Origin of the sequence: Burkholderia paludis (genome assembly GCF_000732615.1) — a bacterium.
Lineage (GTDB): Bacteria > Pseudomonadota > Gammaproteobacteria > Burkholderiales > Burkholderiaceae > Burkholderia > Burkholderia paludis.
Window position 1 is genome coordinate 91,254 of the sequence record NZ_JPGL01000025.1, and the last position, 23,560, is coordinate 114,813.

A 23,560-nucleotide genomic window follows, 5' to 3' on the forward strand; every position below is an offset into this window, starting at 1 on the left:
CCGCGGCTCAGATGCCGTACGCGCGGCGCAGCAGCGTGAGCGGATGCGCGAGCGGCGCCGGCGACAGCCCCTGCTCGTCGATGCCCTGCACGATGTGATGGCCGGCGAGCGCGCAGTCGGACGACACCACATCCGGCTGCGGTTCGGCCATCGCCTTGAACACGGGCGCACCGATCCGCATCGCGTCCGCATGGAACGCCTTCTTCACGCCGAACGTGCCCGCATGGCCCGAGCAGCGCTCGACGACGTGCACGCGCGTATCCGGCACGAGCGACAGCGCGTCGGCCGTCTTGCGGCCGATGTTCTGCACGCGCGCGTGACACGGCACGTGATACGACACGGTGCCGAGGCCCGTCTTGAAATCGGTCTTCAGCAGCCCGTCGCGATGCCGCGCGATCACGTATTCGAACGGATCCCAGAAGGCGTCGGCCACCGCGCGCACGGCTGCGTCGCCGGGGAACATCAGCGGCAGCTCGCTCTTGTACATCAGCACGCAGCTCGGAATCGCGCCGATCAGCGCATAGCCTTCGCGGGCATAGCGCTCGAGCACGGGCAGGTTCCGGTCCTTCTTCGCGGCGACGCCCGCCAGGTTGCCCTGCTCGAGCAGCGGCATCCCGCAGCACGCTTCGCGCGCGACGAGTTCGTACGGGATCTCGTTGTGCGCGAGGATTGCCAGCAGGTCGTGGCCGATGCCCGGCTCGTTGAAATTCACGTAGCACGTCGCGTAGATCGCGACCTTGCCGGGCGTGCGCTCGCCGTCGCGCACGGGCACGCCGTCCGAGGGCTTCGCCGTGCGCCGGAACTTGCGCGTCGCGAATTCCGGCAGCCATGCGTCGCGGTCGACGCCGAGCGCCGCCTCGAGCGCATGACGCGCGGGCGGCGTGCGGTTCACCGCGTTGACCGTCTGCGTGACGACCGGAATGCCGGCCAGGTGGCCAAGCGCATCGGTGTTCGACAGCACCTTGTCGCGCAGCGTCGCTTCGCCCCGCCGGTAGCGCGCGGCCTTGCCGCGCAGCATCAGGTGCGGGAAGTCGACGTTCCATGCGTGCGGCGGCACGTACGGGCATTTCGTCATGTAGCAGAGGTCGCACAGGTAGCACTGGTCGACGACCTTGCCGAACGCCGCCTTCGGCACTTCCTCGATATCGCCCGCCGGCGTGTCGTCGACCAGATCGAACAACGCCGGAAACGCGCCGCACAGCGACACGCAGCGCCGGCATCCGGCGCAGATGTCGAACACGCGCGTCATCTCCGCGTCGATCGCGGCCGGGTCGTAGAACGTTTCGGACTGCCAGTCGAGCGGATGCCGGGTCGGGGCTTCGAGACTGCCTTCCTTGTGGGGCATGGAACGCTCCAGCGTGGCGCGCGTGCGCGCCGGCGCCGCCCGCGCCAAGCAGGCGGCGATGAACGAACAGCCGGCCGCTTGCCGGTCGCGCGGCCATGCCGCGCGGCCCGCGGCGGCCCGTCAGTCGACGAGACTGTCCAGCGCCTTCGTATAGCGGTTCGCGTGGCTGCGTTCGGCCTTCGCGAGCGTCTCGAACCAGTTCGCGATCTCGTCGAAGCCTTCGTCGCGCGCCGTCTTCGCCATGCCCGGATACATGTCGGTGTATTCGTGCGTTTCGCCGGCGATCGCCGCTTCGAGATTCAGCCGCGACGAACCGAACGGCAAACCCGTGGCCGGATCGCCGACGGCTTCCAGGTATTCGAGATGGCCGTGCGCATGGCCGGTTTCGCCTTCGGCGGTCGAGCGGAACAGCGCGGCGACGTCGTTCTGGCCTTCGACGTCGGCCTTCGACGCGAAATACAGATAGCGCCGGTTCGCCTGCGATTCACCCGCGAATGCCGCCTTCAGGTTCTCTTCGGTCCTGCTGCCCTTGAGTTGAGCCATTTGCGCCTCCGTGCAGGTCGGCACGGCCGCGTACGAGGCCGGGCCGATCAGGTATGTGGGGAGCGATGCGCACGCCGGGCGGCGCGCGTCGCGCTTTTCAATCTAGGCGCTCGCGTTCGCATCCCCCAATAGGCTTTTTCAATCCGGGCGATAGTGCTGGCGCGTGGCGCGGCGCCCGCGGCCGGGAGCGTGCGGCGTGCAATGCGGCGTGCGATGCGACCTGCTCGCGCGGGCTGCGCGCGTTGCGTATCCGTCATGCATTCGTCACGCATCCGTCGCGCGCCCGAGCAGCAATTCGCGTTCGCGCGCATTGCGCGTCAGCTCCGCCGCACGGCGGAATTCGGCTCTCGCCTCGTCGGCGCGGCCGAGCTTCGCCAGCAGGTCGCCGCGCACGCTCGGCAGCCAGTGATAGCGCGCGAGCGCGGGATCGTCGCGCAGCGCGTCGACGAGTTCGAGCGCCGCGGCCGGCCCGAACGCCATGCCCACCGCCACCGCGCGATTCAGCTCGACGACCGGCGACGGCGCGACTTCGGCGAGCGCGTCATACAGCGCGACGATCTGCGCCCAGTCGGTGTCCGCCGCCTGCCGCGCACGCGCATGGCAGGCGGCCAGCGCGGCCTGCAGCGCGTACGGCCCGCGCACGCCGCCGAGCGTCGTCGCGTGTTCGAGCGCCGCGAGGCCGCGCCGGATCAGCAGCGGATCCCAGCGGCTGCGATCCTGATCGAGCAGCAGCACGGGCCGGCCCTGCGCGTCGGTGCGCGCATGCATGCGCGACGCCTGCAGCTCCATCAGCGCGACGAGCCCGAACACCTCGCTCTCGTCCGGCGCGAGCCCGGCCAGCACGCGGCCGAGCCGCAGCGCCTCGTCGCACAGCGCCGGACGCGTCCAGTCGTCGCCGGCGGTCGCCGCGTGGCCCTCGTTGAACACCAGGTAGATCACTTCGAGCACCGACGCGAGCCGCGCGGGCCGCGCATCGGCGGCCGGCACCTCGAACGGCACGTGCGCCGCCGAAAGCGTGCGCTTCGCGCGCACGATCCGCTGCGCGATCGTCGCCTCGGGTGTCAGGAACGCGCGCGCGATCTCGGCCGTCGTCAGCCCGCCGAGCAGCCGCAGGGTGAGCGCGACGCGCGCATCGGTCGACAGCACCGGGTGGCAAGACGTGAAGATCAGCCGCAGCAGGTCGTCGCCGATGTCGTCGTCGCGCGCATCGGCAAGCGCGTCGGCGATGTCGGGAACGACGTGCGCATCAAGCGCGTCCATCTCGCGGCCGAGCTGGTCGCGCTTCGCGGCATGGAGCGACTCCTGCCGGACCCGGTCGAGCGCACGCCGCTTCACGGCCGTCATCAGCCATGCGGCCGGGTTGTCGGGCACGCCGTCGACGGGCCAGTGCTCGAGCGCCGCGACGAGCGTGTCCTGCGCGAGTTCCTCGGCCACGCCGACGTCGCGCACCACGCGCGCGGCACGCGCGATGATCTTCGGCGCCTCGATCCGCCACACCGCCTCGATCGCACGATGCGTCGCCTCACGCGTCACGACGCGTGCCCCGGGGCCGGCGCATCCTGCGCCACGTACATCAGCTCCCACGCGTGGCCGTCCGGATCGGCGAACCCGTGACCGTACATGCCCGGATATTCCATCGGCGGACGCGGCGCGGTGCCGCCGGCCGCGCGCGCCTTCGCGACGACCGCGTCGACTTCGGCGGGGCTTTCGCACGACAGGCACGACAGCACCTGCACGTGCGTTGCCGGATCGACGACGGTGCGGTCGGTAAAGGTCTGGAAAAACGGCCGCACGAGCAGCATCGCGAAAATCGTGTCGCTGATCCTGAGGCAGGCGGCCTGGTCGTTGGTATAGGCCGGCACGACCTCGAAGCCGAGCGCCTGGTAGAACGTCTTCGCGCGCGGCAGGTCGGCCACGGGCAGGTTGATGAAAACCATCTTGTGCATGGGTTGCTCCGGTGCGGATTGAATCAGGCGATCAGGCGGCGTGGCCGCGGCCGACATGGAGTTCGCGGAACCGCTCGACCGCGTCGCTCGGCGTGAGGTCGTCGAGTTCGAACAGCGGCCGCACCTCGATCTCGCAGTCCATACCGGCGCCGAACGGTGCGGGGAAGCGGCGCGTCCATTCGAGCGCCTCGTCGCGCGAACGCACCTGGATCAGCGTATAGCCCGCGATCAGTTCCTTCGTTTCGGCGAACGGGCCGTCGACCACCGTGCCCTTGCCGCCCGCGTAGCACACACGCCAGCCGCATGCGCTCGGCTTCAGCCCGTTCGCGTCGAGCAGCACGCCGGCCCGCGCCAGCTCCTCGTGATAGACGGTCATGGCCTCGACCAGCCGGTTGTCCGGCAACGCGTCGGACTCGCTGACGGCATTGGCCCGGATCATGATCATGAATCGCATCGTGCACTCCTTGTCGTGGGTGAAAAGCGGCGGCCCTCATCGGCGCCTCACCCGCACGACGGGCGGCGTCCGGCCGGATCGACACGTTCCGTGACAAATCAGGGTAAATACGGGGGTGCGCCGGTCACAGGAAGCACGGGCCGACCGCGCGCACCTCGACCGTGCACCATTGCGCGGCCGGGCACTGGCGCGCGATCTCGATCGCTTCCTCGCGCGTGTCGACGTCGACGAGGAAGAAGCCGCCGACCATCTCCTTCGCCTCCGCGAACGGGCCGTCGAGCAGGCGCGTCTCGCCGTCGCGCACCTGCACGCGCGTGCCACGCTCGGCGCGCTCCAGCGACTCGACGCCGCGCAGCACGCCGCGCGCCTTCAGCGTCTCGGCGAAATCGACCATCCGCGCGTACAGCGCCTGACCTTCGTCGAGCGTGCGCTCGGCGCGCTGGTCGGTCGGTTCGACAATCAACAGCATGTAGGACATGGAGCTCTCCTGTGGGAACGGGGTGCGGCAGCGCTCGCCATGCGATCGGGATGCGCCGCCCGATGCAAAAGCGTAGCAGCCGCCGTGCGACCTGCCTGCCTGGCCGAACGGAACTGGCCGGATGGCCAATTCGGCCGCTTCCTGACATTTTGCCGTCAAGATGCCTGCCGAACCGCCGGATTTTCTTCATCAGGAGCCCTCCATGTCACGCCTGCTTCCGCCGCTTGTCGTCGCCCTCCTCGTCTCGGCCGCCGCCCGGCCGGCCGCTGCCGCGCTGCCGGTCAGCGCCGGCTGCGGCGGCGCGACCACGCCTGTCGTCGAGCTACGCACCGCCGGCGGCCCGTCGCCGCTGGCCGGGCACACGACGTCGATCGAAGCGGTCGTCACCGCGACGTTCGGCGGCGCGGACGGCCTGGGCGGCTTCTTCGTCCAGCAGGCCGATGCGCAACGGCGCCATCGGCCGGGCATCCCGGAAGGCGTGTTCGTCTACGCGCCGAACGCACGCGCGCAAGCCGGCGACCTCGTGCATCTCACGGGCCGCGTCGACGAGCGATACGGCCGGACGCAGTTCACGCTGTCGGGCAACGTGACCGTGTGCGCGCACGGGCAGTCGGTCACGCCGGCCACGCTCACGCTGCCGGTCGCCACGCCCGCCGTGCTGGCCGCGCACGAAGGCATGCGGGTGCGCCTGCCGCAAACGCTGTCGGTCAGCGATACCCACGCACTCGGCCGCTACGGCAACCTCGTCCTCAGCAATGGCCGGCTGCGCATGCCGACCCAGGTCGCGCCGCCGGCCGAAGCCGCCGCGCTCGCGGCGGCCAACGCGCGCAACCGCATCGTGCTCGACGACGGCTCGGGCCGCCGCGACCCCGCAACCGTGCGCTATCCGCCGCCCGCCCTGAGCGCCGCCAACACGCTGCGCGCGGGCTACACGGTACGCGGCGTCGAAGGCGTGCTCGAGTGGCGCCACGGCGAATGGCGGCTGCAACCGGTTGCCGGCGCCGCGCCGGTGTTCGATGCCGCCGCGAATCCGCGTACCGGTGCGCCGCCCCGGCATCCGGATGCCGACCTGCGCATCGTGTCGTTCAACGTATTCAACTATTTCAACGGCGACGGCCACGGCGGCGGATTCGACGCGCCGGCCGACCGTGGCGCGAAAACGCCCGCCGCGTTCGCCCGGCAGGAGGCGAAGATCGTCGCGGCCTTGCGCGCGCTGCGCGCCGACGTGATCGGGCTGATGGAAATCGCCAACAACGGCTACGACGACGCGAGCGCCGTACGGCGTCTCGCCGCGCAGCTCGGCGACGGCTGGCGCGCGGTCGAGCCAGCCGCCGCGCGGCTCGGCCGCGATACGATCGCGGTCGCGCTGCTGTACGACAGCCGCGCTGTCGAGCCGGTCGGGCGCGCCGCCACCGTCGCGCTCGGCGGCCGGCACCGCCCGCCGCTCGCGCAGACATTCCGGCGCATCGGCGGCACGCGCGCGCTCACGGTTGCGGTCAATCACCTGAAGTCGAAGAACTGCCCGAACGCGACCGGCGCCGAGCGCGACCAGTCGGACGGCCAGGGCTGCTGGAACGCGGCGCGCACGCGGGCCGCCGCGCGCGTCGCCGACTGGCTCGCCACTTCGCCGACCGGCGCGGCGGCCGACGGCGTGCTGCTGATCGGCGACCTGAACAGTTATGCGAAAGAGGACCCGCTTCGCGCGCTCGAATCGCGCGGCTACACGAACCTCGTCGCGCGCTTCGTCGGCGATGCTGCGTACAGCTACGTATTTCGCGGCGAAGCGGGCAGCCTCGACCACGCGCTCGCCACCCCGGCGCTCGCCGCGCGCGTGAAGGCCGCGCACATCTGGCACATCAACGCCGACGAGCCGGCCGCGCTGCAACCCGTGCCCGACTACCGGACGCCCGCGCTGCGGGCAGCGTACTACGCTCCCGATGCATACCGCTCGTCGGACCACGACCCCGTCGTCGTCGACGTCGCGCTTGACGACGGCGCCCGGTGACCGGCCAACGGCACGGCATGCACCGTGCGGGTCGCCTCCGTGCCGACTAGTGCAATTGCACCGGCGCAAGGCCTGCAACGGCACTATTTACCTGGCTATACCGGAGACGCCATATTTACCGCACATTCACCGCCCACCGCTGCCCGATACGCGGATTCGCCAGACATGCGAAATTGTTACAACCGCCGTGCCGCCCCGTGCGGCGGGGCTTCGCGGCGATCCTGCCGACGAGTTGAAAGCTTGTCTCGAAACTCAATCGGGCCACGTGAATCAGATTGGTTGCTGGGATTCGTCTTATCTTCAAATTAGCCTTGAACCGAAGGAGGATAACCACCATGGCGCTTACCGACTCGATCGAACACAAGCTGGACCGCGGCCTCGCCGACATCCGTCGCACCGGCCGGCGCGTGGGCCGCACGACACGCTCGGCCGCCCGCGACCTGCATGCCGACGTGACCGACGATCTGCGCGGGCTGGTCGACGAACTGGAAGACCTGCTGAAGAACGATGGCGACGGCGATATCGCCGCGCTGCGCAAGCGCGTGCAATCCCGGCTCGACGAAGCGCGCAACACGCTCGACGACGCATCGGGCAACGCGGCGGCGCGGCTGCGCGATTCGGCCGAACGGGTGTCGCAGGTCGTGCGCGACAACCCGTGGCAAACCGCCGGCGTCGTGGCCGGCCTTGCATTCGTGGCGGGCCTGCTCCTCGCCCGCCGTTGAACGGGGCTGCCCGCCCCGTTCGCCCTCACTCAGACAACGAAGGAGAATCGCCATGCAAAAGACCCTTGCCATGAAAGCCGCCGCCGCCGTGATGCTCGGCAGCCTCGCGCTCGCCGGCTGCACGACCACCCCCGACAAACCCGAGAACGCCGCGACCAGCGCGTCGAAACGCCAGTCGATCGACGCCAGCGTCAACGCGACGCTGTCGCGCCTCTATTCGACGGTGCCGGGTTCGCGTGAGCTCGTCGCGAAATCGCGCGGCGTGCTCGTGTTCCCGAACGTGCTGCAGGCCGGCTTCATCGTCGGCGGCCAATCCGGCAACGGCGCGCTGCGCGTCGGCGGCAGCACGGTCGGCTACTACAACACGTCGTCGCTGTCGGTCGGCCTGCAGGCCGGCGCGCAGTCGAAGGCGATCGTGTTCCTGTTCATGACGCAGGATTCGCTCGACGCGTTCCGCAAGTCCGAAGGGTGGGCCGCCGGCGCCGACGCGTCGGTCGCGGTCGTGAAGGTCGGCGCGAACGGCGCGATCGATACGACCACGGCTACCGCGCCGGTCGAGGTGCTGGTCCTGACCAACGCCGGCCTGATGGGCGACCTGTCGGTCAACGGCACCAAGGTCACGAGGCTCGACATCTGACGATGCGGCACGCGGCGTCGCGCCGCGTTCGCGTTCGCGTTCCGGCAACGCCGCGGCCCCGGCCGCGGCGTTGTCGCATGGGCCGCGCGCAGCGGCTATGATGGCGGCGCCTTTGCGGGCATACTCCGGATCGGGCCGCCCGGCGGATGGCCGCCCGCGGAGGGCCGCCCCGCGGCGCATTTTGCCGCGCACCCGCGACGTTCGAGAACCGATCGCGCGCGGGACAACGGAATTCAATCAAACCACGCATCAATCTGCGCGAATGTCATCCATGGATAGCGGACACGATCACCAAAAATTCTTCTATTTCCTGCTGGCCGCGGTCACCGTCGGGCTCTGCTGGATCCTCGCGCCGTTCTCCGGCGCCGTGTTCTGGGGCACCATTCTCGCGATCCTGTTCCAGCCCGTGCAGCGGTGGCTCGCCGCGCGCTTCGGCAAGCGGCGCAACCTCGCCGCGCTCCTGACGCTGTCGCTGATCGTCCTGATCGTGATCCTGCCGCTCGTGTTCGTCGCCGCGACGCTCGTGCAGGAAATCGCATACGTGTACCAGGAAATCAAGACCGCGCAGCCGAACTATTCGCAATACTTCCAGGACATCATCCACGCGCTGCCGTCGTCGATCCAGCACCTGCTGCAGAAGTACGGACTGTCGAACCTTCCCGGCATCCAGAAGAGGCTGACCGACGGCGCCGCGCAGATCAGCCAGCTCGCGGCCACCCAGGCGCTCAGCATCGGCCAGAACACGTTCCAGTTCGTCGTGAGCTTCGGCGTGATGCTGTACATGGTGTTCTTCCTGCTGCGCGACGGCGGCGAGATCGGCCGCCGCGTGCGCCGCGCGCTGCCGCTCGACGACGAGCACAAGAACCTGCTGCTGGCAAAATTCACGACGGTCGTGCGCGCGACCGTGAAGGGCAACATCGCGGTCGCGCTCGTGCAGGGCGCGCTCGGCGGCCTGATCTTCTGGATCCTCGGGATCGAGGGCGTCGTGCTGTGGGGCGCGCTGATGGCGTTCCTGTCGCTGCTGCCCGCGATCGGCGCGAGCCTCGTGTGGGTGCCTGCCGCGCTCTACTTCGTGATGATCGGCGCGTTCTGGAAATGCGCGATCCTCGTCGCGTTCTGCGTCGGCGTGATCGGCCTCGTCGACAACCTGCTGCGCCCGATCCTCGTCGGCAAGGACACGAAGATGCCCGACTGGGTCGTGCTGATCTCGACGCTCGGCGGGATGGCGCTGTTCGGCATCACCGGCTTCGTGATCGGGCCGCTCGTCGCCGCGCTGTTCATGGCGAGCTGGGACATCTACGCCCGTTCGGAACAGGGCGAATGACGCACCGCGCGCCATGCGCGCGACGGCCGGCCCTCCGCGCCACCGCGGGCGGCGGCCGTCACGGATGACGGATGCGGATCACGACGGGCGCCACGGCGCCCGTTTCTTCATCCGCCACCACCGTCAGCACGCCGCCGTACGGCCCCACGCGATGGCCGCGCCCCGATGTCAGCGGTACGCCTCGCGCATCGTGCGCGTCGCGCCAGGTTGCGCGCACACTCGAACCGGCATCCGGCGCGAACGGCGCGCCGTCGACCCCGACCAGCGTCACCTGCGCGCCCGGCAAACGCCGGCCATGCGCATCGAACCGCAGCGTGGCCGCCGCGCCGCCGGCCGCGACTTCCCGCCCTTCCACCACCGCGTCCGACGGTGTGACGAACGTCACGTCGTAGAGATCGACGAGCGCACCGGCGAAACGCACGACGCCGCCCGGCGCGGCAGGCTTGCCCGCCGCCGCATTCGACATCGCCAATGCCACGCCGAGCCCGATCGCCATCATTCGCGCCGCACCGGCGGCGGCACCGCGCGCCGCCCGATCGCGCGCCGCCGCCGATGCCGTCCGCTTTGTCCTGTTTCGCATGCCCTCTCCCTGTCGCGAGACCCCAAAAAAACGGCGTGACACATCGGTCACGCCGCTTGTTCGCCGGCAATCACTGTAGGGAGGGCCGCCCGGGAAGGATATGGGACTGGTCCTAAACTGAGCCCCGGTTGATCGAATTCACCGTGCTCGACGACGCGTCGCGGCAGCAGGCGCGCGGCCTCGCGCGCCACGCCGCGGGACGGTCAGGCGTCCGGATCGACCCGCAGCACGAGCTTGCCGCGATGGTCGCCGTCGAACAGGCGATTCAGCACGTCGGGCGCGTTCTCGAGGCCGTCGGCCACGGTCTCCTCGGCCTTGAGCCGGCCGTCGCGCAGCCAGCCCGCGAGCGTCTGCACGGCTTCGCGGCTCTTGCGGTAGTCGAGGATCAGGAAGCCGCGCATCGTCAGCCGCTTCGAGATCAGCACGCCGACGTCGTCCGCCGCGCGCCCGCTGTTGTAGTTCGAGATCACGCCGCACAGCGCGACGCGACCGCCGATCACCATGCGCGACAGCACCGCGCGCATCACCTCGCCGCCGACGTTCTCGAAGTCGACGTGCACGCCGTCCGGCGTCGCCGCCTTCAGTTGCTGACGGAAATCGTCGGCCTTGTAGTCGACGGCCGCGTCGAAGCCGAGCGTCTCGGTCAGGTAGCGGCACTTGTCCGGTCCGCCCGCGATGCCGACCACGCGCGCGCCGTGGATCTTGCCGATCTGCCCGGCGATCGAGCCGACCGAGCCGGCCGCCGCCGACACGACGAGCGTCTCGCCCGGCTGCACCGGCGCGATATCGGTCAGCCCGTAATACGCGGTCAGTCCGCTCATCCCGCACGCACCGAGCAGCGTCGGCAGCGGCAGGCCCGACTGCGCCGGCAGCTTCACGAGCTGCGCGGCCTGGTCGGCCGGTACGACCGCGTAGTCCTGCCATCCGACGAGCCCCTGCACGAGATCGCCCGCCGCGAAACCGGCGTGCCGCGACGCCACCACGCGCCCGATGCCGAGCGCGCGCATCACCTCGCCGATCGCGACGGGCGGCAGGTACTGCGGCACGTCGCTCATCCACACGCGGTTGGTCGGGTCCATCGACAGGTACAGCACGCGCACGAGCACCTCGCCGTCCGCGAGCGCCGGCACCGGCGCCTCGACGAGCGAGAAGTGTTCGCGGCCGACCCGCCCTTCCGGGCGCGTCTTCAGCAACAGCTGGCGGTTCACGGGTGTGGACACGAGGTTCTCCTCCGGTCGTTGTGGTTCGGGATGCGCGTCAGACCGCGCACATGCCGCCGTCGATCACGAGTTCGGCGGCCGTCACGAAGCGGCTCTCGTCGGACGCGAGATAGACCGCCGCATGCGCGACGTCGTCCGGCTCGCCGAGCCGGCGCAGCGGGATGCCGCGTGCGAGCTTGCGCGTCGCGTCGCGTTCGCCGAGCGTCTGGAACAGCGGCTCGACGATCCCCGTGCGGATGAACGCCGGGTGAATCGAGTTGCAGCGCACGTCGAGCTCGCGGCGCGCGCAGTCGATCGCGACCGACTTCGTCAGCGACGCGACCGCCGCCTTCGACGCGTTGTACGCGGTGAAATCGGGCTCGACCTTGAACGCGGCCACCGACGAGATGTTGATGATCGAGGCCGGATGGCTGGCGGCCAGATACGGCAGCGCGTGCTTGCAGCCGAGCACGATGCTCTCGACGTTGATCGCCATCACGCGCCGCCATTCGTTCAGCTCGATTTGCGCGGGCGAGCCGATCGAGCCGACGCCCGCATTGTTGACGAGCACCGACAGCCCGCCCATCGCCTCGTTCGCCTGCGCGAGCAGCGCCTGCCAGCTTGCTTCGTCGCGCACGTCCTGGGTCGCCGCGAACGCGACCGGCTTCGCACGGCCCGCGTTGAGTTCCTGCGCGAAGGCATCGAGCACCGCCGCGTCGGCGATGTCGGTCACGAACACGTGCGCGCCCTGCTCGACCATCCGGCGCGCGATCGCGCGGCCGAGGCCGCCCGCGGCGCCCGTGATGTATGCGCACTTGCCGGCAAGGCGCGGAGAAACGACTGTCATGTGACCTGCTCCTATCGTGAATCGTCGGCGCGCAACGCTGCCGCGACGGCGGACCGCGTGTCGCCGCCGGGCCGACGCGGGCCGGTTGCCGGTGCGTCGACGCCACGACGCGCGCCGTGGTTTCCGCGAGTATATCGAGACGGACGCGGCACGCGCCCGACGGACCGGGCAGCCGCCCCCGGTCGAACGACAGCCAGCGTACGCGAATGCCGCCAATCGATGAAATGAATATTCGTTATGCCCGGTCATCAACGGGAATCATGACCTTCGCCCGCCCGCGGCGATCCGCGAGCGGACGCGGCCGATCCTGCGGACCGGCCGGTTCGTCGGCTCAGGAGGCGGCGCATCGCGGGACGCGACGGGCGGGATGCAACCGGGAGAACGATACGGGGAACCGCCGCGCGATCGCCGGCAGCGACCGATGAGCGACGACCGTCAGAACCTGTCGCCCGACGGCGCGCGCACGAACGCGCAGAGTTGCGGCGAATGCGTGTCGATCATCTGCTGGAACGGTGCGCGGTGCCCGTACGCGATGCCCGACACGAGCAGCAGGCAGACGGCCGCGACACGCGGAGACACTGCGCGCTGCCGCGCGCCGTCGTAGCGGCGCAGGAACGCCAGCGCGACCAGCGCGCCGAGCATCCAGCCGACGACGACTTCGGGAACGGTGTGCGAGTGATCGAACACGCGCGCGACGGCCGTGACCGCGCCGATGGCCAGCCCGGCCGCGATGCCGGGCGCCTTGCCCGGCCGGAACGCCTGCCACAGCATCGACAGCGCGACCGTCCACACGGACGTCGACAGCATCGTATGGCCGCTGATCACGCGGAAATCGAAGCTGGGGAGTTCGATGCCGCACCCGGCGTAGAGGATCTTGGTTGCGCCGACCAGGCCCATGCCGGCGGCGAGCAGCACGCCCCAGCGCACGGCGAGGCGCCAGTCGGCCAGCGCGAGCCATGCCGCGCACGTCAGCGCGATCGGCAGGGTCAGCGCGGCATCGCCGAGGTTGCTGATTTCACTCCACATGACGGACTTCGGACGGCTATCGAAAGGCCGCAGTTTACCGCATGCGCACGGCGCGCCTGTTTCATCCTGTGACAGGCTGTATCAGCCTGCGACACCCGTGATCAGCAGCAGGTTCGTGCCGGTGATCACGGCGAACAGCGCCCACGCGGCGACCTGCATCCCGCGCCCGATCCCGTGCTCGCCCATCACCGAGCGATCGCTGACGGTCCGGATCAGCGGCCACATCGCGAACGGAAGCTGCAGGCTCAGCAGCACCTGGCTCCACACCAGCAACTGGCCGACCGAGCCGTCGCCGAGCCACAGCACGCCGATCAGCGCCGGCACGAGCGCGAGCCCGCGCGTGATCAGCCGGCGCTGGTAGCACGGGATCTTCGTATGCAGGAAACCGTCCATGATCACCTGGCCCGCGATCGTCCCGGTGAGCGTCGAGCTTTGCCCCGACGCGAGCAGCGCGATGCCGAACAGCAGCGCCGCCGCCCCGCCCGCGATCGGCGTAATCAGCTTGTAGGCCTGCTCGATGTCGGTCACGTTGTGCTGGCCCGTCGCATGGAACGCCGCGCCCGCGACGATCAGGATCGCCGCGTTGACGAGCATCGCGACGAACAGCGACACGCAGGTATCGATGCGCACCAGCGCGAGCGTGTCGCGAATCGTCCCGCGCGCGCCGCCGACCACGCGCCGCGTCTGCACGACCGACGAATGCAGGTAGAGGTTGTGCGGCATGATCGTGGCGCCGACGATGCCGAGCGCGAGCACGATCGCGTCCTTGCGGTCGTGGCCCGGGTCTCCCGGCACGAGCCCGCCGACCACCGCGTGCCAGTCCGGCGGCGTGATCGCGACCTGCGCGACGAAGCAGAACGCCATCGTCGCGATCAGCGCGAGCACGATCGCCTCGATCTGCCGGAACCCCTTGCCCTGCAGGCCGAGCACGATCACCGTGTCGAGCGCGGTCAGCACGATCCCCCACGCGAGCGGCACGCCGAGCAGCAGCTTGAACGCGAGCGCGCAGCCGAGGACTTCCGCGATATCGCACGCGACGATCGACACTTCGGCGGTCACCCACTGCAGGACGCGGCCGAACCGGCCGTAGCGGTCGTAGCTGGCCTGCGCGAGATCCCGGCCCGCGACGAGGCCGAGCCGCGCCGCGAGCATCTGCAGGAAGATCGCCGCAAGGCTGGAGAACGCGACCACCCACAGCAGCGAATAGCCGAACTGCGAACCGGCCTGGATGTCGGTCGCCCAGTTGCCGGGATCCATGTAGCCGATCGCGACCAGCAGGCCGGGGCCGAAGAAACGCTTGAGCTTCTGCCAGCGCGGCGCGCCGGCGTCGATCGTGATACTGCCCTTTACTTCCGACGGGCAGAAAGGGGCAGTGGCGGTAGTAGGGAGGAGTGGCATGAAAACCGGGAATCGAGATCGCGAGAGGTCGATTCTACGGGTATCCGTCCGATTGCCTCCCGCACGGTGGCGCACGCCGCGCAACCCGCCCCGGCATCGTGGCCGCACGCGGACGCGTGCCCCTCGCCGTCGTCCGCATCGACCGGCACGGTGCCGCGCGCATGGAGCCTTTCGCGCTCGGACACGCGGAATTCGGTTGGCGACATCAGCATGCGCTGGCGAAACAGCTTCGCGAGCCGCTCGCCGCTGCCGAACCCGGTGCGGCGCGCGACCTTGTCGGCCGGCAGCGTCGTGTGGACCAGCATGTGGCAGGCGCGCTCGAGCCGCACGTGCTGGACGAACTCGGTCGGCGTCACGCCGATCTCCTTCTTGAAGCGCCGCAGAAAGTTGCGCTCGCTCATCGCAACCGCCTGCGCGATGTTCGCGATCGAGGTGCGGTTCACGCTCTGCGCGCGCAACTGCTGCACCGACGTCCGGATCGACGGGCTCGCGCTCAGCTCGCGAAACGCCCACATCGACTGCACGTAGCGCTGCTCGACCGGCCGCATCATGTTGCTGGCGATCTCCTGCGCGGCGCGATCGCCGAGATCGGCGCGGAACATGTCGAGCACGACGGCGAACACGTCCGTTTCGCCGCCGTTCAGTTCGACCGTCGTCGCGGTACGCTGCCCCGCCCTGCCGGGCAGCCCGTCGAGCATCGCCGCCGGCCGCTGCACCGCCGCGAGCGTGGGCAGGTCCATCGCATCGACGATCCAGCGCGCACGACGGCGAATGTCGGTCAGGCGTCGCTGCAATGCGTCATCCCAATTGACGGCCGCGCGGTCGCCGTGAAGATGAAAGAACGCGAGCGCGCGGCGCCCGTGCTCGTCGCCGAGCGGATCGGCCGCAATGCTCACGCCGGACGACGACTGCAGCAGCCCGCCGGTTTCGGATACGTACTTCAACTGGTAATCGGCACTGTACGCGTGCAGACGATTCGCCAGATTGAAAACCTCGCCGAGTCGCGCGGCCTGAGCCAACGAAAACCCCGTGCTCAAATAGATAACGACCCATCTCTGATCTGCTGCATTCACTGGCCAAGCCCCCGCTTGTTTCGACTTTCTTGTAATACCGTCGAACTGTCGGGCTTATATTTGGTTTGAATGCGTTCGACAGGACGGCTATCCCGAAATATGAAGCGACGGCATCTTAGCCGAACGGATTGCGCGTTTGGCGCGAAATGGCCGACGCGGACAGCATCATGGCGGATTACTACAGGCTGTCGGACGGCGCCGGCCGGCCTGCGCGAATGCGCGCATGCCGGCACCGCCGCAGGTGGCGATCGGGTGCGTTGCGGCAGGCCTGTTCGACAGCGGCGCGCGGCGTCAGGCAGCGCGACGAAGCCGCCGCCGCCGCGCGATTGAAACGGCCCCGGCCGGCAGCCGGCATCTCCGTTCGCCGCGCACGCGAACCCGCGCCTCCGTTGCCCGCACATCCATTAGAATCGGCCCACGATTCATCACGCCGCCCGCCCCCGTGCCCGCCGATCACCGACTCGACCTGAACCTGTTTCGCGTGCTCGACGCCGTCTACGTGCATGGCGGCATCAGCGCGGCCGCCCGTGCGCTGCATCTCACGCAGCCGGCCGTCACGCATGCGCTCAACCGGCTGCGCGCGCATTTCGACGATCCGCTGTTCGTGCGCCAGGGCAACCGCGTCGTGCCGACCGAGCGCACGCGCGCGATCATCGCGGACGTGCAGCAGCACCTGAAGGGCCTGCAAGGCACCGCGCGCGCGCCGTCGGGCTTCGATCCCGCAACGCTCGACCTGAGCATCGCGGTGGGCATTCGCGACGTGCTCGAATCGATCGCGCTGCCGCGGATCGTGGCCGCGTTCGCCGAGGAGGCGCCGGGCCTGCGGCTCGTGAGCCGCCGCATTGCCGTGACCGACATCGAGCGCGAGCTCGCATCGGGCAATCTCGATCTCGTCGTCGACCGGCGCGTGCCGACCGGCCCGCGCATCGCCACCGAACACCTGCTCGACGATTCGCTCGTCGTCGCGCTGCGTCGCGATCATCCGCTGGCGCGCGAACCGCTGCGGCGCGGCGACTATTTCGCGGCGCGGCACATCGCGGTGTCGTCGCTCGGCGAGCCGCAATCGCTCGACGTGCTGCTCGGCAACGACGGCCGCTTCCGCGATATCCGGCTCACCTGCCAGCACTACTTCGCCGCATGCCAGATCGCCGCGGCCGGCAACCTGCTGGTCACGCTGCCGCACACCTATGCGCTGAGGATGGCCGCGCTGCTGCCGATCGTCGTGCAGCCGCTGCCGCTGCGGCTCAAGCCGTTCCCGCTGCTCGCCTACTGGCACGAATCGCGCGACGCCGATCGTGCGCACCAGTGGGTGCGCGAACGCGTCGCCGCGCTCGTGCGCCACAGCGCCGGCGCGACCGACGCGTAGCCGCGCAGCGCACGCCGCCGCGGCCGGGACGGTATGCTGACGGCTGCACGCCGCCATGCGGCGCCCGCTTTTCCTTGCCCGCTTCCCGGAGACCTGCCATGCCGCTCATCCACGCCGCCGCCGTCCTCGATGCCGACGCGCCCGACTACGTCGTCCGGTTGCAGGCCGGCACGCACGCGCTGACCGGCGACGAGGCGCCGCGCGAAGGCGGCCAGGATCGCGGGCCCGCGCCGTACGAGTTCGTGCTGGCCGGTCTCGCGCAATGCACGGCCGCGACGCTGCGCATGTACATGCAGCGCAAGGCGTGGCCGGCCGCGCGCATCGACGTGCGCACCGAGCTGCATGCCGATCGCGACGGCACGCAATACGTGCGCCGCATCGTGACGCTCGACGGCCCGCTCGACGATGCGCAACGCCAGCGCCTCGCCGAGATCTGCGAGAAGACGCCGGTCACGCAGTTCATCAAGCGCGGCACGCGGATCGACACGACGCTGGGCTGACACGCGCGGCGCACGATCGTCGCGCCTAAACGAAACGGGCGGGGCGCGCATGATGCACGCCCCGCCCGTTCGTCGATCCGGTCTCGCGCTTACAGTCCGAGCGCGGACAGATCCAGCTTGCCGCCCTTCATCGGCGGGCACCAGAAGTAGGCGCCCGTCAGCGGCTGCGTGAAGCGGAACAGGCCGTCGACGATCCCGTCTTCCGCGCCGCTCATGCGACGCATCTGCACGTCGAACGCGCGGAACGAGTTGCCGAACGCGACGAAATAGAGGCCGGCGCGGCGCGCATCCGACCACGGCGACGAACGGCGCAGCATGAATGCCTCGGGCTCGAAGCTTTCCTGCGCGGTGCGCTTCACGTGCGCGAACTCGGGCGCATCGTCCAGTTCTTCGTTGTCCGAGCGGCGGCGCCCGATGATGTTGTCCATGTCGCCCGACGGAATGCGCTCCATCCGGTCGAAGTCGTGCAGCCATTGCTGGACCGCGACGAAGCTTGCGCCGTCGAGCCCCGCGCCCTGCCCCGCGACGATCGCCGCAGCCACCGCCGCGTCGCCATCCGGGTTCTCGGTGCCGTCCTCGTAACCGGACAGGTCGCGGTCGTTCGAATAGCGGAAACCGTCGACGGCGTCCTGCAGCGCGAACGCCGGCGCCAGCGCGCGTTCGATCGCCCGCGCGCGCAGCACGATCTCGCCGCGGTCGTCGCCGCGCAGCCAGACCCACACGTCGGCCGGCGTCGCCGGCAGCGTGCGGTCCTGCACCTTGAACGCCGGAAATTCGACGAGGCCCGGAACCGGGCGCCCCAGGTGCGCGGCCAGCGCATGCCCGAACCCGACGACCGTGTCGCGTCCGTCGACGATCTCGCGCAGCGCGGCCAGCGCCGCCGCCACATTGCCGTCGTTCGAAATCGTGAAAGTGAGGTATCGGGCCGCCGTATCGATCGGGGTCAGGATGCCTTGCTGAACGTCGCTCATCGTTTCCTCAGGAATGTATCGTGGTGAATCCGCGCGGGCTGCATCGTCCCGCGCTGCGAACGCTGAAGTGTAATCGATGCGCACGCCGGCCCATGCGCCGCCGCGCCGCGCGAGGCGCGCGACAAAAGGGCCGGAACCCTGAATGCCAACCGTGTCGACGCGGCAACGCCGCATTCGTCAGACGTTGCGGCGCGCCGGGCACTGCTGATAGAATCTTTCCACGTCTTTTCGGCGTCCTTTCAACCGTTCACTTCAGGGGAGGTGCAGATGTTGCCAATGCCAGCCACCTTCCCGAACGTGGTCCCGCGGCGCAGCTGATCCAGCCCGCCGTCCGCGCCGGCTCCCGGGCTTTTCACCAACCCGTCGGCCGCGCCTTTTCCTGACAGCCCGTTCCGTTTCGCCCGCGTGTCCTTGCGCGGCTCCGGCTGTTGCGTTTTCGATGTTCTCCGAACCGGAAAGTCCCGTCGCGCGATGCGCCGGGCAACGATACATGACCCAGAAAACCACTCGTCAGGGCGGCCATGCATTCCAGGCCGTATTCGGCTTCACCTTCCGCTACTGGCGCAAGCAGCCGGCCCGCATCGCCACGGTCGTGGCGCTGGCGCTGCTCGCCGCGCTCGTCGACGTGCTCACGCCGCTGTTCGCGGGCCGCCTCGTCGACGCCCTGTCGGCCGGCGTGACCGACCGGGCCGCCGCGTGGCATTCGGCGCTCGCCGCCTTCGGCACGCTCGCCGCGCTCGGCCTCGGCGCGACGGTGCTGCGCCAGGGCGTGTACCTGAACATCATCCCGCTCACGCTGAAAATGATGAGCGAGATCGCGGCCGCGTCGTTCCATCGCGTACAGCGCTTCTCGACCGACTGGCACGCGAACAGCTTCGCGGGCTCGACCGTGCGCAAGATCACGCGCGGGATCTGGGCGCTCGACCTGCTGAACGACACCGTGCTGATCGCGCTGCTGCCGTCGGTCGCGATGCTGGTCGGCGCCACCGTGCTGCTCGGCACGCACTGGCCCGCGATGGGGCTCGTCGTCGGCGCGGGCTCGCTGCTGTATATCGCGGTGACGGTCGCGGTATCGCTCGGCATCGTCGCGCCGGCCGCGCGGCTCGGCAACCTGTGGGATACGCGCATGGGCGGCGCGCTCGCCGATGCCGTGAGCTGCAACGCGGTCGTCAAGGCGTTCGGCGCGGAAGCGCGCGAGGAAGCGCGGCTCGAACGCGTGATCGACAAATGGCGGCAGCGCACGCGCCGCACATGGGTGCGCGGCACGTTCAACGGCGGGCTGCAGGGCGCGATGCTGGTGGCGATGCAGGCGGCGATGATCGGCGTCGCGCTGCGGCTGTGGGCGAACGACGAGGCGAGCGTCGGCGACATCGCGTTCGCGCTGACGATGTTCTTCATGCTGCAGGGTTACCTGCGCGACGTGGGCATGCACATCCGCAACCTGCAGCGCTCGGTGAACGACATGGAGGAACTCGTCGCGCTCGAATCCCAGCCGCTCGGCATCGACGATCGTCCCGGCGCGCCGGCCATCCGCATCGGCCAGGGCGAGATCCGCTTCGAGCACGTGACGTTCCGCTACGGCAGCCATCCGGTGCCGCTGTACGACGACTTCTCGATGCGGATCGCGCCCGGCGAGCGCGTCGGCCTCGTCGGCCACTCGGGGTCGGGCAAGACGACCTTCATCAAGCTGATCCAGCGCCTGTACGACGTGTCGGGCGGCCGCATCACGATCGACGGCCAGGACATCGCGCACGTGCGGCAGGATTCGCTGCGCAGCCAGATCGCGATCGTGCAGCAGGAGCCCGTGCTGTTCCACCGCACGCTCGCGGAGAACATCGCGTATGCGCGCCCCGGCGCGAGCCGCGCGGAAATCGAACGCGCGGCGCGGCTCGCCAGCGCGCACGACTTCATCGCCGCACTGCCGGACGGCTATGACACGCTGGTCGGCGAACGCGGGATCAAGCTGTCGGGCGGCGAGCGCCAGCGTGTCGCGATTGCGCGCGCGTTCCTCGCCGATGCGCCGATCCTGATCCTCGACGAAGCGACGTCGAGCCTCGACAGCGAGAGCGAGGTGCTGATCCAGCAGGCGATGGAGCGGCTGATGGTCGGCCGCACGACGCTCGTGGTCGCGCACCGGCTGTCCACCGTGCGCGCGCTCGACCGGCTGCTGGTGCTCGATCGCGGCAAGGTGGTCGAGGAAGGCAGCCACGACGCGCTGATCCGTATCGACGGCGGCATCTATCGCCGGCTGTTCGAGCGGCAGGCGCTGGAGCTCGCGAAGGGGCTCGCCGATGCGCCGCCGCGCGCGGCCGACCACGACGCCGGCTCGCTGGACGAACCGGCCGAGGCCTGACGCCGGCCCGTCGCGCCGGGGCCCGATGGCGGGTTGCCGCCGCCGGGCCCCGGCCGTCAGCGGGTCAGGTTCAAGATCGGGGCCGTGCCGGGCGCACGGCCCTTTTTGCGTGCGCGGCCCCTGCGGGGCGCCCCGGAACCGCGCGTCGCGAGTCGTCGCTTCCGGGATCACTTATCATGTCGGCCAGGAAATTTGCGACGAGGGATCGACCATGTTTACAGGAATTGTCCAGGGCGTTGGCGTCATCCAGGCCATCAAGGATCACGGGGAGCTGAGAACCTTCAGCATCGCCTTCCCCGAACGGTTTTCGGACGACATCGAGATCGGCGCCAGCGTCTCGGTCGACGGCGTGTGCCTGACGGTGACGACCATCCATTCGCCGGAGCTGATCGACTTCGACGTGATGCTGCCGAGCCTGAAAATCACCACGCTGGCCGACCTGTCGACCGGCTCGCGGATCAACGTGGAGCGGGCCGCGAAGGACGGCGCGGAAATCGGCGGGCATCCGCTGTCCGGCCACGTCGACTTCCCGGGCACCATCCTGCACATCGCGACGTCCGAGCACAACCGGATGATCCGCATCGGCGTGCCGTCCGAGTTCAAGCGATACGTGTTCGCGAAGGGCTACATCGCGATCAACGGCTGCAGCCTCACCGTGTCGGACGTCAATCGCGACGAAGGCTGGTTCGAGATCTGGCTGATTCCGGAAACGCGGCGCGCGACGACCTTCGATGCGAAGGGCGTCAACGACAAGGTCAACATCGAGATCGAGCGCAGCACGCAGGTGGTCGTCGATACGATCCGCGAATCGGTCAGGGAAACGCTCGGCGAATTGACGGGTGTCGTCACCGCGGTGCTGGCGGAGAAAGGCGTCGACATCGAGGAGCTGCTGGCCCGCCACGTCGCGCGACTGCCGAAGCCGTAACGCCCGCCCGCCGGTGTTTCAGGTGATGCGCTGGATCACCGAATACCGGCTTCCGAGCGCGGCGGAGCCGAAACGGAACACCGCGTCGACCGGCGGGAGCAGGATTGCGTCGGAGCGGCATAGCGGGCGCGCAGAACGGACGGGATGCGCGGCCGTTTCCACCCGGCCCGACGTGCCGTCCTCGTCGAGATACACGTTCAGCCACACGCCGTCGCGCTCGAACGACATGCACAATGCGCCGGCCTCGACGCCATGCCGGTAGCCGGCGACGGGTGCGTCGCCATCCGCGAAGCGGTATCGAAGGCAGGGCATGGCAAGGCGGTTCGCTGCGGTCAGAAAGTCGTCCACTGTCATCCTGTGTATCCCGTTGGTGTCCGGCGGCCTCACTCCGCCTCGACCTGCGCGCCCTTCCCCACCGCCACGCGCTGCGCGCGATAGATCCCCGCGTGCCCCGAAAACAGATACGCGACGACACACGCGACGATCGCGTACACGCCGATATCCGCGCCGAACAGCTCGATCGCCATGATGGTCGATGCGATCGGCGTATTGGCCGCGCCGGCGAACACCGCGACGAAGCCGAGCCCCGCCAGCACGGGCACCGGCAGCGCCAGCACCTGGCCGAGCGCGTTGCCGAGCGTCGCGCCGATGTAGAACAGCGGCGTCACTTCGCCGCCCTTGAACCCCGACGCCAGCGTGACGACGGTGAACGCGAACTTGCCCGCGAAATCGTAGAGCGGCAGCGGGCCGTGAAACGCGGCCTCGATCGTCGGAATGCCGAGCCCGAGATACTGCGGCACGTTCAGCACGGTGGCGGCCGCCGCGACCAGCAACCCGCCCAGCACCGGCTGCAGCGGCGCATGGCGAACCACGCGCCGGAACCACGCGGTCAGCGCGTGCGTCGCAAACGCGAACAGCCGCCCGACGACGCCGAACGCGATGCCCGCGACGACGGTCACGGCCAGGCCCGTCGCCGACACGGCCGGCACGAATGGAATCGCATAGACGGTGTGATGCACGCCCCACGCGCGGCATACGACGTCCGCGACGATCGCCGATGCGACGCAGGCCAGCAGCGCGTCGTAGCGCACGCGCCCGATCGCCAGCACCTCGAGCCCGAACACCGCGCCCGCGAGCGGCGTGCCGAACACCGACGCGAAACCGGCCGCGATGCCGCCCATCAGCAGCACGCGGCGATGCTCGCGATCGAGGCGGAACACGTGCGTGATCCGGTCGGCCAGTGCGCCGCCCATCTGCACGGCCGTGCCCTCGCGGCCCGCCGAGCCGCCGAACAGATGCGTGACGACGGTCGCGACGAGCACGAGCGGCGCCATCCGCTTCGGCACGAGCGCCTTCGGGTCGTGAATCTCGTCGATCAGCAGGTTGTTGCCGCGCGCGACGGACTGGCCGAAACGATGATAGATCCACCCGGTCGCGAAACCGGCGGCCGGCAGCCCCCACAGCAGCCACGGATGGGCCACGCGCGTGCCGGTCGCCCAGTCGAGCGCGATCAGGAACAGGGCGGATGCCGTGCCGGCGAGCACGCCGAGCAGGGCCGAGAGCGCGAGCCAGCGGCATACGTAGCGCACGCTCGAGAAAAGATCGGCAGAAGTCTTGAAAAACATGATTTCCAGATTCGACGGAACATCAAAACCTGGGCGGCAGAATACCGCATGGACGGCCTGCGACCTCCTGACGACCCAGGAACACGCAGGCATCATCAGCCGGGCAAACCGGCGGTTGAGGGCCGCCCCACGCACGATGCGCCGGGAACGACCGCAGGGAGGCATGCCATCTCCGCTGGCCGCCATTGTACGCGACGCCGCGCGACGCCCGCAATGCGGCCGTCGGCGCGCCGCGACAGGACG

The 23,560-nt window shown here is 69.6% G+C and carries 23 protein-coding genes and 1 riboswitch; of the genes, 8 read left to right on the top strand and 15 right to left on the bottom strand.

Annotated elements, in window-relative coordinates:
* Positions 1-7: 7 nt before the first annotated feature.
* The 6 genes from GQ56_RS0117205 to GQ56_RS0117230 all read right to left on the bottom strand — a co-directional run bounded on the left by GQ56_RS0117205 (position 8) and on the right by GQ56_RS0117230 (position 4,766).
* The gene (locus tag GQ56_RS0117205) at positions 8-1,345 is read right to left on the bottom strand and encodes a heterodisulfide reductase-related iron-sulfur binding cluster (RefSeq protein WP_031399834.1); all 1,338 of its coding nucleotides are present in this window, start codon (positions 1,343-1,345) and stop codon (positions 8-10) included.
* A 120-nt stretch (positions 1,346-1,465) separates the two neighbouring features.
* Positions 1,466-1,888: a rubrerythrin family protein gene (locus GQ56_RS0117210; RefSeq protein WP_031399835.1), complete on the bottom strand. Its 423-nt coding sequence runs from the start codon at positions 1,886-1,888 to the stop codon at positions 1,466-1,468.
* 264 nt (positions 1,889-2,152) lie between these two features.
* Positions 2,153-3,421, bottom strand: a complete 1,269-nt coding sequence (locus GQ56_RS0117215) for an RNA polymerase sigma factor (RefSeq protein ID WP_031399836.1) — start codon at positions 3,419-3,421, stop codon at positions 2,153-2,155.
* Positions 3,418-3,834 carry a VOC family protein gene (locus GQ56_RS0117220; protein WP_031399837.1) on the bottom strand — a complete coding sequence of 139 codons (417 nt, stop codon included), beginning with the start codon at positions 3,832-3,834 and terminating at the stop codon, positions 3,418-3,420. Before GQ56_RS0117220 ends, GQ56_RS0117215 begins: the two co-directional genes overlap by 4 nt.
* A 31-nt stretch (positions 3,835-3,865) precedes the next feature.
* A complete protein-coding gene (locus tag GQ56_RS0117225; RefSeq protein WP_031399838.1) occupies positions 3,866-4,288 on the bottom strand; it encodes a YciI family protein in 423 nt (140 codons plus the stop codon).
* Positions 4,289-4,412: 124 nt separating this feature from the next.
* Positions 4,413-4,766 carry a YciI family protein gene (locus tag GQ56_RS0117230; protein WP_031399839.1) on the bottom strand — a complete coding sequence of 118 codons (354 nt, stop codon included), beginning with the start codon at positions 4,764-4,766 and terminating at the stop codon, positions 4,413-4,415.
* 202 nt (positions 4,767-4,968) lie between these two features.
* Between GQ56_RS0117230 and GQ56_RS0117235 the strand changes: the two genes are divergently transcribed.
* The 4 genes from GQ56_RS0117235 (at position 4,969) to GQ56_RS0117250 (ending at position 9,454) form a co-directional block, all read left to right on the top strand.
* On the top strand, positions 4,969-6,771 hold the full coding sequence (locus GQ56_RS0117235; protein WP_031399840.1) for an ExeM/NucH family extracellular endonuclease: 1,803 nt from the start codon (positions 4,969-4,971) through the stop codon (positions 6,769-6,771).
* Positions 6,772-7,106: 335 nt separating this feature from the next.
* Positions 7,107-7,493 carry a DUF883 family protein gene (locus GQ56_RS0117240; RefSeq protein WP_031399841.1) on the top strand — a complete coding sequence of 129 codons (387 nt, stop codon included), beginning with the start codon at positions 7,107-7,109 and terminating at the stop codon, positions 7,491-7,493.
* Positions 7,494-7,545: 52 nt separating this feature from the next.
* Positions 7,546-8,130: a BPSL1445 family SYLF domain-containing lipoprotein gene (locus GQ56_RS0117245; protein WP_031399842.1), complete on the top strand. Its 585-nt coding sequence runs from the start codon at positions 7,546-7,548 to the stop codon at positions 8,128-8,130.
* 271 nt (positions 8,131-8,401) lie between these two features.
* Positions 8,402-9,454, top strand: coding sequence for an AI-2E family transporter (locus GQ56_RS0117250; protein WP_031399843.1), 1,053 nt, complete (start codon positions 8,402-8,404; stop codon positions 9,452-9,454).
* Between the two features lie 58 nt (positions 9,455-9,512).
* On the opposite strand, the gene GQ56_RS0117255 is transcribed toward GQ56_RS0117250, so the two are convergent.
* The 6 genes from GQ56_RS0117255 to GQ56_RS0117280 form a co-directional block, all read right to left on the bottom strand.
* Positions 9,513-10,034 carry a hypothetical protein gene (locus tag GQ56_RS0117255; RefSeq protein ID WP_031399844.1) on the bottom strand — a complete coding sequence of 174 codons (522 nt, stop codon included), beginning with the start codon at positions 10,032-10,034 and terminating at the stop codon, positions 9,513-9,515.
* Between the two features lie 203 nt (positions 10,035-10,237).
* Positions 10,238-11,254 carry an NADP-dependent oxidoreductase gene (locus GQ56_RS0117260; RefSeq protein WP_031399845.1) on the bottom strand — a complete coding sequence of 339 codons (1,017 nt, stop codon included), beginning with the start codon at positions 11,252-11,254 and terminating at the stop codon, positions 10,238-10,240.
* A 37-nt stretch (positions 11,255-11,291) separates the two neighbouring features.
* The gene (locus tag GQ56_RS0117265) at positions 11,292-12,080 is read right to left on the bottom strand and encodes an SDR family oxidoreductase (RefSeq protein ID WP_031399846.1); all 789 of its coding nucleotides are present in this window, start codon (positions 12,078-12,080) and stop codon (positions 11,292-11,294) included.
* A 435-nt stretch (positions 12,081-12,515) separates the two neighbouring features.
* Positions 12,516-13,106, bottom strand: a complete 591-nt coding sequence (locus GQ56_RS0117270; protein ID WP_031399847.1) for a phosphatase PAP2 family protein — start codon at positions 13,104-13,106, stop codon at positions 12,516-12,518.
* A gap of 81 nt (positions 13,107-13,187) precedes the next feature.
* Positions 13,188-14,504 (bottom strand): Nramp family divalent metal transporter, encoded by a 1,317-nt coding sequence (locus GQ56_RS0117275; RefSeq protein ID WP_031399848.1) that lies wholly within the window; start codon positions 14,502-14,504, stop codon positions 13,188-13,190.
* Positions 14,453-15,523 carry a helix-turn-helix domain-containing protein gene (locus GQ56_RS0117280; protein WP_031399849.1) on the bottom strand — a complete coding sequence of 357 codons (1,071 nt, stop codon included), beginning with the start codon at positions 15,521-15,523 and terminating at the stop codon, positions 14,453-14,455. The genes GQ56_RS0117275 and GQ56_RS0117280 overlap by 52 nt, the downstream gene beginning before the upstream one ends.
* A gap of 496 nt (positions 15,524-16,019) precedes the next feature.
* On the opposite strand from GQ56_RS0117280, the gene GQ56_RS0117290 reads away from it, so the two are divergent.
* The gene (locus tag GQ56_RS0117290) at positions 16,020-16,943 is read left to right on the top strand and encodes a LysR family transcriptional regulator (protein ID WP_031399850.1); all 924 of its coding nucleotides are present in this window, start codon (positions 16,020-16,022) and stop codon (positions 16,941-16,943) included.
* Positions 16,944-17,041: 98 nt separating this feature from the next.
* Positions 17,042-17,443, top strand: coding sequence for an OsmC family protein (locus GQ56_RS0117295; RefSeq protein WP_031399851.1), 402 nt, complete (start codon positions 17,042-17,044; stop codon positions 17,441-17,443).
* 89 nt (positions 17,444-17,532) lie between these two features.
* Here GQ56_RS0117295 and GQ56_RS0117300 read toward each other — a convergent pair whose 3' ends face one another.
* Positions 17,533-18,414: a Dyp-type peroxidase gene (locus tag GQ56_RS0117300; RefSeq protein WP_031399852.1), complete on the bottom strand. Its 882-nt coding sequence runs from the start codon at positions 18,412-18,414 to the stop codon at positions 17,533-17,535.
* Positions 18,415-18,904: 490 nt separating this feature from the next.
* On the opposite strand from GQ56_RS0117300, the gene GQ56_RS0117305 reads away from it, so the two are divergent.
* Positions 18,905-20,767, top strand: a complete 1,863-nt coding sequence (locus GQ56_RS0117305) for an ABC transporter ATP-binding protein (RefSeq protein WP_031399853.1) — start codon at positions 18,905-18,907, stop codon at positions 20,765-20,767.
* A gap of 211 nt (positions 20,768-20,978) precedes the next feature.
* Positions 20,979-21,692: a riboflavin synthase gene (locus GQ56_RS0117310; RefSeq protein WP_031399854.1), complete on the top strand. Its 714-nt coding sequence runs from the start codon at positions 20,979-20,981 to the stop codon at positions 21,690-21,692.
* An 18-nt stretch (positions 21,693-21,710) separates the two neighbouring features.
* Here GQ56_RS0117310 and GQ56_RS0117315 read toward each other — a convergent pair whose 3' ends face one another.
* Positions 21,711-22,004, bottom strand: a complete 294-nt coding sequence (locus GQ56_RS0117315; RefSeq protein WP_235212708.1) for a hypothetical protein — start codon at positions 22,002-22,004, stop codon at positions 21,711-21,713.
* Positions 22,005-22,075: 71 nt separating this feature from the next.
* Positions 22,076-23,317 (bottom strand): voltage-gated chloride channel family protein, encoded by a 1,242-nt coding sequence (locus GQ56_RS0117320; RefSeq protein WP_031399856.1) that lies wholly within the window; start codon positions 23,315-23,317, stop codon positions 22,076-22,078.
* Positions 23,318-23,396: 79 nt separating this feature from the next.
* A riboswitch (Fluoride riboswitch) is annotated at positions 23,397-23,500 on the bottom strand.
* Positions 23,501-23,560 lie beyond the last annotated feature (60 nt).